At 41.7% G+C, this 13,337-nt stretch carries 9 protein-coding genes; 4 read left to right on the top strand and 5 right to left on the bottom strand.

The annotated features are described in order from the left end of the window. Nucleotides 1–607: 607 nt before the first annotated feature. From M23134_RS01530 to M23134_RS01515, 4 genes are all read left to right on the top strand, one after another. The gene (locus tag M23134_RS01530) at nt 608–1,969 is read left to right on the top strand and encodes a serine hydrolase domain-containing protein (protein ID WP_002693197.1); all 1,362 of its coding nucleotides are present in this window, start codon (nt 608–610) and stop codon (nt 1,967–1,969) included. Between the two features lie 183 nt (nt 1,970–2,152). Beyond that, complete coding sequence (locus M23134_RS01525) at nt 2,153–3,187, top strand: ABC transporter ATP-binding protein (RefSeq protein ID WP_002693195.1); 1,035 nt, start codon at nt 2,153–2,155, stop codon at nt 3,185–3,187. 10 nt (nt 3,188–3,197) lie between these two features. Then, nucleotides 3,198–4,676: a cobyric acid synthase gene (locus tag M23134_RS01520; RefSeq protein WP_002693194.1), complete on the top strand. Its 1,479-nt coding sequence runs from the start codon at nt 3,198–3,200 to the stop codon at nt 4,674–4,676. A gap of 302 nt (nt 4,677–4,978) precedes the next feature. After that, nucleotides 4,979–5,764, top strand: coding sequence for a LytR/AlgR family response regulator transcription factor (locus M23134_RS01515; RefSeq protein ID WP_002693192.1), 786 nt, complete (start codon nt 4,979–4,981; stop codon nt 5,762–5,764). A 191-nt stretch (nt 5,765–5,955) separates the two neighbouring features. On the opposite strand, the gene M23134_RS01510 is transcribed toward M23134_RS01515, so the two are convergent. The 5 genes from M23134_RS01510 to M23134_RS01490 all read right to left on the bottom strand — a co-directional run bounded on the left by M23134_RS01510 (nt 5,956) and on the right by M23134_RS01490 (nt 13,100). Beyond that, complete coding sequence (locus tag M23134_RS01510) at nt 5,956–6,963, bottom strand: DNA adenine methylase (protein ID WP_002693190.1); 1,008 nt, start codon at nt 6,961–6,963, stop codon at nt 5,956–5,958. A gap of 41 nt (nt 6,964–7,004) precedes the next feature. Next, the gene (locus tag M23134_RS01505) at nt 7,005–7,646 is read right to left on the bottom strand and encodes a hypothetical protein (RefSeq protein ID WP_002693189.1); all 642 of its coding nucleotides are present in this window, start codon (nt 7,644–7,646) and stop codon (nt 7,005–7,007) included. A gap of 250 nt (nt 7,647–7,896) precedes the next feature. Continuing rightward, complete coding sequence (locus M23134_RS01500) at nt 7,897–8,145, bottom strand: hypothetical protein (RefSeq protein WP_002693187.1); 249 nt, start codon at nt 8,143–8,145, stop codon at nt 7,897–7,899. Nucleotides 8,146–8,421: 276 nt separating this feature from the next. Beyond that, a complete protein-coding gene (locus tag M23134_RS01495; protein ID WP_053337219.1) occupies nt 8,422–12,222 on the bottom strand; it encodes an ATP-binding protein in 3,801 nt (1,266 codons plus the stop codon). Between the two features lie 263 nt (nt 12,223–12,485). Continuing rightward, nucleotides 12,486–13,100: a fumarylacetoacetate hydrolase family protein gene (locus M23134_RS01490; protein ID WP_002693184.1), complete on the bottom strand. Its 615-nt coding sequence runs from the start codon at nt 13,098–13,100 to the stop codon at nt 12,486–12,488. Nucleotides 13,101–13,337 lie beyond the last annotated feature (237 nt).

Here is a 13,337-nt window from a genome sequence, read left to right as displayed (position 1 = left end):
TGAAGAAAAATCGGGATTTTGAAACTTCCATGTTTTTGCAAAAAACAAATTGTTGGGTTGGCTTTTCTTTGGCCTATGTTGCTTCCGCAATGGTAAAGCTAAGCTTGCACCAAGGATTTCCCCCCTTTGTCGTTATAAAAGACTTTTTTAAAAAACACCAGTCAGTCAATCATTTACCAGGCTGGTTTGTTATGCGCTGTTGAACCTTGGCATCACTCAAAACAATTTTGAAGCTAAAGTAAATTTAACTTAATTGCATAAAGACATAGAACTTGTCTCGATTTTTTGAATGATTGCTTTTGTTAAGGAATGGTGTAAAAATAAAGTTCTATAGTAACGCCAAAATATTTTGTTGTTAGGAGAGGCAGGGCAATATCCAGTGGATGTTGAGCCAGCCCTACGGGACGGCGTCATAGCAGCGCTACGGCAAGTTTTTTTAACGAATTCTATCAGCGAAAGATGAAGTTAAAAATGTAAATTTATTTTGGTACTATTCCTAAGTGAAAAGCAGGGCTGCAAATCAACAAACAAAATAAACGATTTGCCGCTTATTATGAAAAGTCGAGATAAGTGCAAACTTTAAATTACTGGTTTTCAAACCCGCAAGATGAAAAAAAGAAAAATAGCCCTCTCCCTCCTTCTGATCATTGTTTTACTTCCAGTGATTGGCTTTAGATTTTATTTGTACCCTCGTTTGCCCATTCTCAATGGGCATGCTGCCAAAAACATGTGCTCTTGTGTTTTTTTGGCAGGCATTCCAGCAAACACTGTCAAACAACAAGAACTTGATTTTTTTCCGGCGTCGCTTACCAGCATCAAAGTAAACAAAAAAGAGAAAAGCGTGACCGCCAGCGTATGGGGCTTTCGCCCAAAAACCGCTTACTACCGTGAAGGGTTTGGCTGTGCCTTGTTTAACCAGAAAAAACCTGCCACTCAAGCTAGGCTCAACCTAAACCCTACCAAACACGACTCGCTCGCCCACTGGTTTGCACACCAAGGCAAAGCTAAGTTGTTAGACGCCCAACAACAACAAAAACTAACTGCCGCCATGGATTGGGCTTTTCGAGCCACCAACCCCGAAAAACTCTATACCCGCGCTATCCTGGTAGTATACAAAGGGCAATTGGTGGGCGAGCGTTACGCCAAAGGTTTCGACAAAAACAGTCGTTTGATGGGCTGGAGTATGACTAAAGGCATTACTGCCATTTTGTATGGTATCTTGATCAAAAAAGGGAAACTCAAGCTAGACCAACCGTTCAATATGCCCGGCTGGAAAGGCACCGATAAAGAAAAGATCACTTTAAGGAATTTGCTCAACATGCAAAGTGGGCTTAAGTGGAACGAAGACTACGGCAATATATCAAGCGTGACCAAAATGTTGTACGAGTCTGATGCTTTGGGCATTACAGCAAGCAAAGTACCTCTTGAGTTTCAGCCGGGTACTCACTGGAAGTATAGCTCGGGCACTTCTAATATTTTGTCTTTTGCCTTGTCGAACTATTTCCCCGATAAAAAAAGTTATCAGCTGTTTCCCTATCAAGAGTTTTTGTATCGCATAGGCGCCTACAGTATGGTGTTAGAAACCGACGCCAACGGCTATTTTGTAGGCTCTTCTTACTCGTGGGCTACCGCACGCGATTGGGCAAAAATAGGCTTGTTTATGCTCAATGAAGGAAGTTGGGCGGGCAAACAAATTATTGATAAAAGTTATGTTGACTTTATGAGAAAACCCCTGCCTAAATCACAAGGGCACTACGGGGGGGCTTTTTGGCTCAATGACACTACCGACCCCAAAGAACTCATGCCAGATGTACCCAAAGACGCCTACTCGTTTCGGGGCTTTCACGGGCAGCGGGTACAAATGATTCCTTCAAAAGATTTGGTGATTGTACGCTTGGGCGAAACCCACAACGATAACTTTAACTTTAACCTTTGGACTAAAAAAGTAATAGAAGCCATTGGGAAATAAGGGCTCAGAGATATAGCGGCAAGCGGTTCATCAACACTTCAGCAAAACCTGCTTCTGCTGGTGCTACCCACTAATAAAATTTTTGTTACCTTCGCCTCTCAAATGCCCCAACAATGCCCATTACCACGGATAATTAGGGCATTTGAGAGGATTTCTTGTCATTGGCTAAAAACGAAATGAGCATTGTCCAACATTACGACAAATAATATACTCGCTACTCAAAACTTAAGTATTGGGTATGACAAAGGTAAAAAGAGAGAAAAAACGATTGCCCGCGACTTGACTCTCAAACTACACGCAGGCGAATTTGTATGTTTGTTAGGCGCCAATGGTTCGGGAAAATCTACGCTTATGCGTACCATTGCTAAGGTACAGCCTGCGCTGGCAGGGAAAATTTTACTGGATGGGGCTCCCATCCATCAGTTCAAGCCATCCCATATTGCTCAAAAACTCAGCCTGGTGCTGACTGATAGGGTAACCATTGGCAATTTGTCGGTGTATACGCTGGTAAGCCTGGGGCGGGTGCCCTATACAGGGTGGTTGGGCAAGCTCACCAATCGCGATAAAGAAATGGTAGACTGGGCACTCCACGAAACCGAAACCACGCAGTTTGCCCACCGAAACATTGACCAACTGAGCGATGGTGAACGCCAAAAAGTGATGATTGCCAGGGCACTGGCGCAAGACACTTCGCTTATTCTGTTAGATGAACCTACCGCTCACCTTGACTTGCCTAACCGGGTAATGATTTTTAAACTTTTGCGTAAGCTGGCCAAACAAACCCATAAGGCTATTTTGCTCACCACCCACGAACTTGACCTTGCTTTGCAAGCAGCGGATAGCATCTGGCTGATGGGAAAAAAAAGTGTGCAGGGTTTATGCAATATTGCCACCGGAACCCCCGAAGATCTGGTATTGAATGGCGTATTTGAAAAGGCTTTTCAAAAAGATGGTTTTTATTTTGACAAACACACCGGGGCTTTTAAGATCAATGAATCAGCACGCAAAAAAATACGCTTGTTGGGCAAAGGCATTCAGGCTTTTTGGACCCAAAGGGCACTTGAACGTGAAGGATATGCAGTGGTTGATACCAACAACGACAATGTAGCCTGTGAAGTAGTGTTGCTGGGCAAACAACCCACCGGTTACGGTTGGCAAATAAACGATCAAGTGTATGACTCGGTGGCACAATTGCTCAAAGAAATTGCTTTTTTTTAATGGGAAAAAAATGAAAAAACTCAAGTCTTTAATGTTTGTAGGTACTGCCTCTGATGTAGGCAAGAGCATAATTAATGCAGGGTTTTGTCGGATACTCGCTCAAGATGGCTACCATCCGGCACCTTTCAAGGCTCAAAATATGTCGTTGAACAGTTACGTAACCAAACAAGGACTGGAACTGGGCAGGGCGCAAGCAGTGCAAGCCGAAGCAGCAGGCATTGATTGCCTCTCCGACATGAATCCGGTATTGCTAAAACCCACCAGCGAGCAAGCATCACAAGTAGTGCTTCATGGAAAACCTTTAGGCAATCGTTCGGCATTTGATTATTTTGCCCACAACAAAGCCGAGTTGTTTGCGGCTGTTACCCAGTCTTACGACCGCCTGGCACAACAATACAACCCTATAGTGATAGAGGGGGCGGGCAGTATTTCGGAGCTGAACCTCAAAAAACGTGATATTACCAACATGCGCATTGCCTTGCATGCCCAGGCAGACACTTACCTGATCAGTGATATTGAACGGGGGGGTGTGTTTGGATCGGTGTATGGCACTATAGCCCTGTTGCCTCCCGAAGAACGCCGTCTGATCAAAGGAATCATTGTCAATAAGTTTCGGGGCGATGCGCGTTTGTTTGAAGACGGGCGCCAAATGCTGGAAGACATAACTGGGGTGCCAGTAGTAGGGGTTTTGCCTTATTTTACTGATATTCACATAGAAGAAGAAGATGCCTTGGGGCTCGAAAAGCGTAACCAACAGGCACAAGCAGGTGTTGTAAATGTGGCAGTAGTACTGTTGCGGCGTTTGTCTAACTTTACCGATTTTGATGTGCTGGAAAAAGACCCTAGAGTAAACCTGTACTATACCAATCACCCTGAAGAAATACGGAAAGCAGATATTGCCATTTTGCCCGGTTCTAAAAACGTGATTCAAGACCTGAACGACATCAAACGCAATGGAGCGGCTCAAGCCATTGTTGAACTACATAAAAATCATAAAACGGTCGTTGGGATTTGTGGAGGGTATCAAATGCTGGGGCAATACATAGAAGACCCACACTGTGTAGAGGGTAATTTGACGCATTGTCGGGGGTTGGGTATTTTTCCGTTGAAAACAGTGCTGACCACAGAAAAAACTACTTTGCAACGTAATTTTCATTTTGACCAAAGTCAAGTGCTTTGCCAAGGCTATGAGATACACATGGGCAAAACTGAAGTGATAGAAGAGGTGCCAGGTTTGCAACCTTTGAACAGACTTACCGACAACTCTACCGAAGGGTATCAACTAAATAATGATACCTGGGGCACCTACATGCACGGTATTTTAGATAACCCGGTGGTCATTGATCGTTTGCTTGCCCGGTTCAATCCCCAAACCACCCCCCAGCATTTTGACTATCAGGAGTTTAAAGAAACACAATACAACAAGTTGGCAGACTACTTGCGCACCCATATAGATATAGACTATATTTATAAAGAGTTGCTGGATTAATTACGAATTGGTCAATTACGAATGAGCGCGAAGCGAGGCTTATTAATTACGAATGAGTCAATTACGAATGGGCGCAAAGCTAATTACGAATTACGAATTGGTCAATTACGAATGGGCGTAAAGCAACTACAGACTAAATCACAAATTGGTCAATTACGAACCGACTATAAGGAGCTCTGCTTTAACTAATTAGCGTGAAGCGATTACTAACTAAATTACAAATGGCTTCGCCAAATTCGTAATTCTCAAATTCGTAATTACAAATGGGCGTAAATCGACTCTGGACTAAATAACGAATATACATGAAAATACTCATTGTAGAAGATGAGGCGCTTGCCATAGAAAAACTGCATCGTTTGCTTGATAAATACCCCCAAACTATAGAGGTAATAGAGACGCTCGACTCGGTTAAAAAAACCGTACAGTGGTTTAACAGTGCCCCTGCCCTACCCGATTTGATTTTGATGGACATTCATTTGTCCGATGGGTTAAGTTTCGACATTTTCACGCAAGTGGACATCAAAACTCCGGTAGTTTTTGTGACTGCTTATGACCAATACGCCCTGAAAGCTTTCAAAGCAAATGGGATTGATTATTTGCTGAAGCCTATAGACTATGACGACCTTAAGGGAAGCTTGGACAAGTTTCAGGCACAGTTTAAGCAAAAAGAGGCAAGCCCCACGCCAGCAGTGGCAGCACAAATGGCGTCTTTGCTTGAGCAATTTAAGCATTTGACACAGGAAGATTACAAAACCCGGTTTTTGGTAAAAGCGGGCAACAAGTTGGTGCCAGTACTGGGCAATCAAATCGCCTATTTTTATAAAGACGATATTGTGTTTTTGTTGACACAAGACAACAAAAAGTACCACGTAAATTATTCGCTGGACGAACTGGAACGTATTTTAGACCCTCGCTTGTTTTTTAGGGCTAACCGCCAATTTATGGTCAATGTACAAGCCATCGAAAGCATTCATCCTTATTTTAAGGGCAAGCTCAAACTAAAACTTAAGCCTACACCCACCATCACCAATGAGGTGATCGTAAGTCAGGAAAAAGCCAGTAAGTTTAAAGAGTGGGTAGATAGCTAACAGTCGATAGCTTCTACAGCCTCAAGTCCTTAGATGCCGATGCATATCGGTGCTTTTAGCGACAAGTCCTTAGATACCGATGTATATCGGTGCTTCAAGTTTGACGCTGCTCTACAAGCAACTTACCGGTTTTATAGGACGTTGATTTTTAGCGGTTTATAAAATCGGTAGATGGAAGCCAATCCGAATAATTACTTTTTTACCAAAATGTGTAAATACTCTTTGGTAGCCACTGCTTTATGATTACGGTTTTCGGTTTTATCTGCTTTAAACCTTTGGTAATCAATGGTCTTTAGCGAATAATGGCCATAACGACTCATAATCTCACGTACCCGTTCTTTACTCATTAACCCCTCGTTGTTATAGCTTACAAAAATGTACCTGAAGCGCGCTTGGGCAATCAACTCTTCAAAAGCAGGGGCCACCTTACGACTCTGACAATACAGAGAGCGGTTATAGTCTCGCAACCCGGTTTTGCCCCTGGGCTCAAACACATCGTACAACACGATGGTATTTAACAGGTGATAGTTTGCCCCGTACTGTCGGGCATTGTAGGGTGGATCGAGGTATAAAATATCGCCAGTAATGCCAGGCTGTTTAATCAACTCGTTGGCGTCAGCATTGTATACTTGGTTCTGTTGTGTAGGTACAACCTCATAAGCAGCGGCTCGCAAATTAAGTGGGTTTTGAGCGCTTCGCTTGAGCTGTTTCAAAAAAGCCCCATACACCGATGCGGTATTGGCTACCTTATCGGCGTTTTCGAGCAGGCTGGCAAGCAAAAAATAATACTCTGGTTCGTTGATATACCCCTCGTTTTTCCACGCTTCTATTTGCGTGCGTATGCCATCAATGCGTTGCCCGTTTTCATTGCTAAAATACATTCTGCCGCTGCCGCTCCCCTCGCAATAATGCTGATAAATAAGCCCTTCGTGAGCGGGTACCTGACGCAATTCTTCTATCAACTTATCTTGACGCTCCAGGTGGGTGGTGTTGCCTATGTAATGCCTGAGCAAAGCATAACTATAAGGTTCTAAGTCATTTACAATCAATTGTTTGAGTCGGGTTTTGAGCTTGCGGGAAATGATACCCGTCCCCCCAAAAAGCTCCGCCATTATAAGTCCATGCAGGCTCCCAACCACCTCTTCCATACTTTGCTCAATAAATCCGGCGAGCTTATATTTAGACCCTATATAATTCATATTACAATATTAGAACTTAGGCAAGCAAGATGCAAAGGTTTTCACCTAATTGCCCAGATAATATCTGCCAGTATGGGCGCCTCCCCATAGGCTCCAGGCAAACGAAACAAACGACTACTATCAAAATGATGGACATAATAATCTACCAATGCCTTAAGCCAGGTAAGGTAAGCCTTGAGTTGCCAGTGGTTTTGCTCGTAAGTGTCGTACAGTACCACAAAAAGGCGGTTTTTATGGTGTAAACGCTTGCCTTTTGACTGATGTTCATAAAGCCATTGTAGCAAAGTTTCGGGGTGCTGGTGGGCATAATGCAAAGAATGGGGGTAACGCTGAGGAAAAACCGTGGTTTTGTGGTCAAAGGGAATGTTGGTAATAAAAAAATCTTTTTCGCTGTCTTGAGGATCAGATGCCGGACGCACGCCTGCCGAAGCATGACAAAAGACTTTTTCTAAGGCTTGGGCAGACCAAAAGTTAAACCAGCGATTGAGGGTGTAGTCAAGCCACTGTTGCTTTTCGGGATGTTGGGCAAAAGCTTGCTCAAAGTGCTTCAACAACTGATCGAAATGGGGGGTTTGATAAATAAAGTTGGTAGCTTTGTCCCAATAGTTGTTTTGTTTTCTTCCCCAGCGGTAAGGGTAACCTAAACGGCATTTTAGTTCGGTTTCCAGTTGAGTAAGGCGCATAAATTTATTAGTCCATAGCCTCGATAAGGTTCTAGCGACTAGGTGCAAGGTTCTAGATATACCCTGTTCCCTAAGTAACTACATTTCCCTTATCACGTTGATTTTTAGCAACTTATAAAAACTGTATTTAAAAGACGGTAGTTCCTGATGGCTACGCTAAGCGTAAAACAACCACCACAGAGCAGAAAACAGTAAAAAACACAAAAACCTGTTTCAGGCATATTTGTTCGCCCAAAACAGGTAAAGTTAACTACTCATTCTCAGATGATTGTCTTTTGTCTTCCAAATCTTTTTTACGCTGTTCATAATCCTTATGCATTTGTCTCACATCTTCACCAATCTCAAACAAACGTTCAAGCTCTTCGGGAGTCAACTTTTCAAAATCCATTTTGGCAATGGAATCCTTGATAAAATAGCTAATATCATTGGCTTTTTTAATAACCTGCTGCGCCTTTTCTAAATCTTCGGGTGAAAATTTACTCAAATCGTGATCTTCCATGGGTTTGCTATTGTTTAATTTAGTAGACTCAATAGTCCATAGTATTTAGTCGATAGTCCATAGCTGGTTCGAGTAAATGTTCACCTTGTTAAATACTGTAAACCAGTATTTTATATTAAGATTGCGTACTCACTTTATTTTTAAATTCATCAATAACTGATCACCAGCCACCAACTTTGACTAAAATCACTGCGGAGTATTGAGATTACAAGATACTAAAGTTTAGTAACGTGTTCAAGGGAGAAAGTGTTATATGATTTGTGCAGCTAAAAACCATCACTCCATCAAAGGCAAATCTATAAAAAAGCTCGTCCCTTTGTCTTCCTCTGTCTCAAACCAAATATGGCCACCTGCGTGTTCAATACCACGTTTGGCAACCGCCAAACCAATACCTGAACCTGACTCTTTGGTAGTAAAATTGATCACAAACACCTTTTTTCTGATGTCTTCTGGTATACCACTTCCATTGTCTTTTACCTCAATCCTGATGTTTTGCTGAGGCAAACGGGTAAGGTTAATTGTCACCTGAGGACGGGTGTCAGAAGGTACCGCCTGAATAGCATTAAGTACCAGGTTGGTAAAAATACGCCCCATCAGCTTTTGGTCACCCATTACAAAAAAATCACCGCTGGCAATGTCCGCTTCCAGGTCTACATTTTTATTATTGGTATACAGGTTTACGGTTTCTTTCAGCACTGCCGAAATCTCAAATCGCTCACTTTTCGGAATGGGCATTTTGGCAAACGACGAAAACGATGTAGCAATATCGCTCAAGGTATCTACTTGGGTAAGCAAAGTCTTAAAATAACGGGCAAACGTTTCTCTTACTTCCTCTTCTTGTTGTTGCAAACGCATTTCCAGCATTTGCAAAGTGAGTTTCATGGGCGTTAGCGGGTTTTTGATCTCGTGGGCTACCTGACGAGCCATTTCGCGCCAAGCCGATTCTTTTTCGCTACGAGCCAGGGCTTCTTTACTTTTTTCGAGGTTGATCAACATCTTGTTATATTCATCTACCATTAGACCAATCTCATCTTTTGAGTTCCATTCGAGTGGCTCGTTTTTCTCGTGCAACGTAGTTTTTCGTATTTTTTGGGTAATCAAACGTAGTGGGTCGGTCAAAATCTGCGAAGCAAAATAAGACACAATCAAAAATACAATAAATATAGTAGTGAATATATTCATAATCGTTGACAACACATTCACCATTTTTTCGTCCAGTTCATTTTTAGAATCAAAAAACGGAATACTTAAAATACCCAGTGTTTTTTTAGTTTCGTAAGACCTCAATGGTATGTATACCGACTTATAATTGAGCTGCCCTACCGATTCGCTCAACAAGACCTTTTTTACCTGATTGCCCGAAAGGGTTTGGTATGCCTTGTAGTTGAGGTACTTAGACAACAAACCGTATTTTTCGTAGATAGAAGGCTGAGTAGAAGTAATGAGTTTGCCTTGGGGGGTAAAAATATTAATGTCTACCTCTAGGTATTGCCCTATTTGAATGAGCTTATCAAACAACTGGCTTTGGGTAAGCGAGTTTTCCTGGTAGCTCTCTACATAAGGTAAAATATTGGTGGCAACGGTTTCTGTTTTCTCAAAAAACGCATTGTCAAAATCATTTTGATACGACGAATCAATCAGGCTTAACATCGCCAAACTTACCGTGATAAGCGGCAGAAAGAAAGCAACATTGAGGTAAAACTGGATACGGGTAGCAAAATTCACCTTGATCTTTCGTACCCTGGTGAGTAGGCTAAACAAGAGAATAATGTTGGTGATAAACAATACCAGCAACAAAAACAGGAAAGAAAAGTTAGAGAAAAACTGTGACAACGGGTAATGCTCTTTTGAGATCACCACAAACTTTTTGCGCCCACCATTGGTCACCAGGTGTTTAAAGTTTTTATGTACCAGGCCTTTCGTAATTGCCTGATCATTGGCCAAGAACTTAATATCAAAGTCACGCTCATAGTTATAAGTACCTGCGCTATAGATCAACTTGTTTTTTTCAAACACCGCATAACTGTACTTTTTAAGTTCCGAAGTACGCAAAAACTGCTTGTCTACCAGTAGCTCAGGGTATACGTTGGTGGAAACAGCCCTTTTTTGTTTAAAGTTTAGAATAATATACCCTTTCGGGGATTTTTTATCGCCTATAGCTATAAACCCCAGGTATTGTTTAATCAGGTTGGCCCCTAAGTCATTGATAAAGTAAATGTCAGGATGTTCGGTTTCGTAAAATATGCGGTCATACTTCTTTTTGTACTCAAAGTAGTTGGTAAAAATCACATCATCTTTGGTCAATGAAGGGTCTTGTATGTTTACTTTGTTGATAGGCGAATTGGTGTAAGTATTGCCATCTTTGCCATTAAACAATAAAATATCTACCAGGTACTTATTAAAATCGTTGCCCAGGTGTTTAACCACTTGTGCCCTTATTTGATTGTCTTGAGAGGTGCTATCGTTAAAGGCAGTGGTAAGCGCAGAGTCTTGCTTGATAGATTTGATAGCGTCTTTGAGGTAAAACTCGGTGCGCAAATCGTTTTCGGCAATCAAAAAATCCCCAATTTTGCGGCGCTTCTCTATAGCTTCCTTTTCGCCAAAGTCTACCACTACATACGCCCCCATACTAGCGCAGGCAAGCGCTCCCAAAAACATATAAATGGTAGAAAGGTACTTGAAACGATAGAGTTGGCGGGGCAACCTGATGGCCACCAATATGGCAAAATAACAACCATTGATGATCAAGACCATTGGTTGTAACAATTCGGCAAAAAAACTGATGAATACATACACGCCTGTACCCAATACAAACAATACAATAACCGATATGGAGTCGCGGGTAACATAGCGATTGGCGGCCAGGTTGAGTCTGATAAAAAGGCGACTGAATATGTGGGTGGCAAAAAAGTAAAAACCCGACACCAACAAAAACACAATGCCTGCCACCAACTTGGCGGTTGTTACCTCTATGTTTTCGGTAATGTCTACATTGATTTGCTGAGAGTCTACAATGATGGTTTGCAGTATATAAAAAGTGAGTTGCAAGGCAAAAAAGCTCAAAATCACCAAAATGATCGACACCCGCTGTTTTTTGTTATAAGGCAGGTTAATTAAATAACGGTATGACCTGGACCTAAAGTAATACCCCGAAAAATAAACGACCAATCCTACCAAAATGCTCACATTGATGAGGAGGTCGCCAATAGAAGGTGAGAGCACCGACGAAGCATAAATATGGGGGCTAAATAATTGACTACCGGTAAAGTTGCCTGGAAAGTCAAACTGTAGCATCAACAACCTTACTCCCACCAAATACGCTGCAAACAATAAAAAGCCCAGTTCAAATTTTTTGCTTCGCACCAGTTGCTTCGCCCAAAGATTGACCTGTAGTCCCAAAAAAAACACGCTCAAGCTAATGAGTATAATAGTAATAAACGAAGTTTCGGTTTGTTGAACCATCGGCTTGCCAGAGGGTTCCAGGCTAAATAAAAACTGTTTGTTTTTGCTAAATATATTGCGGTGTCGTTTATTTTTGGTCAGCGAAATTTTCACTGTATTGTCAGAAATAATGTGGGCATTGTACCCCGACTTAAGGTAGGTGTTGCTGATGGGGTATTGAGTATATACAGGCAACAGGCTAAACATCTCTAGCTTGCCCTCTTTGGGGTGTGCTACGATGGTTTTTAGCGCCAAATAATACCCGTTTCTAAACTTAAACATACGAGTAAGGTATTGCCCTTTTATATCCTGATAATCAGGCACAAACCTGTAGTTAGTCCAATACTTTAGCTCGCTTTGTTTATAAATATAACAATGGTATTGCTGCTTAAAATTTCCGTTGGCAAAAGATTGTAAACCTTGGGTAAGAATAGCCTTGGCTACAGTGCCCGACTCCTCTTTCATGGCAGCTATTTCACGCTGCACCCGCAAGGTAATCTCCTTTACTCTTTGTTCGTCTATGGTTTTGGGTTTTGAGGGCACAACATAGCCCATACCCAAAGCTCCCAAAAGGGTAACCACGCAAAGAGTAATGTATATATAATTAAAATACTTTCTGGAATTTGATGCCATCATAATTTGTTAGGCATATTACAAAAATTACATAAAAAACAAAAGTAATGCCTCAATCCAGCTTGCCCAAACGAAGCAGAAATTGGATCATTGCATCACAGCGTTCTTTTAACAAAATATTTTGAATAATAGTTGACCGGAAAACCGATCAGATATGGCATCATTTGATCTGGTATATTACCCCCTTAAAAAACTGCGCCAATCTATGTATTTAGCCCGGAAAGTTACCAAAAAGTTAAACAATCCAGGCAAACAGTTTGGCAATCTTACTTTACATCTATGCTCAACATTTTTTTATCCTCAAAGTAAGCCGTCATCGTATCGCCTATTTGTACAGGACCTACCCCAGCAGGTGTGCCTGTAAAAATAAGGTCGCCTTTTTGGATCAGGAAAAATTGAGACAAGTAAGCAATAATGGCGTCAAAACTAAACATCATGCGGTTGGTATTGCCCGCTTGTTTTACCTCTCCGTTAATGTCCAGTCTGAAATTAATGTTGTGTACATCAGGAATATCCTCTACCTTGATAAACTCATTAGACAATGGAGCCGATCCGTTGAAACCTTTGGCTATAGCCCAGGGCAAACCTTTTTTCTTGGCTTTAGCCTGTAAGTCCCTTGCGGTGAGGTCTATACCTACCCCAATAGAGTCATAATATTTGTGGGCAAACTTTTCGTCTATGTATTTACCATTGCGGCATACTCTCAGCACCAGTTCTACCTCATGATGAATGTCTTTCGAAAAATCGGGGTAATAAAAAGGCTTGTTATTGGTGAGCAAGGCAGTATTGGGCATCGTAAATACTACTGGTTCATCGGGGCGTTCATTGCCCAATTCTTCAATATGAGCCACATAGTTTCTGCCAATGGCGAATATCTTCATAAAAAACTTACTTTACTAAAACAAATCAAGCCCCGAAGATGGGCAATTGTGGGTTAAATAGCAAGACATAAGCGCAGCGTTATGATGGCTAAAAAAACGAAATCATGTATATTGCCTGTTATTGCTCACCAACAAAAGGAGCCATCTTTGGGAACACCCCTTAGGAACATGTTCCTTAATTAAACTTGAGTAATAAATGAGGCGAACCCAAGATAAGCTCAATAACAATCAACCACT

Origin of the sequence: Microscilla marina ATCC 23134 (genome assembly GCF_000169175.1) — a bacterium.
GTDB lineage: Bacteria > Bacteroidota > Bacteroidia > Cytophagales > Microscillaceae > Microscilla > Microscilla marina.
The sequence above is the reverse complement of the archived record's forward strand: the minus strand, read 5'-3'. Positions and strand labels throughout refer to the sequence as shown.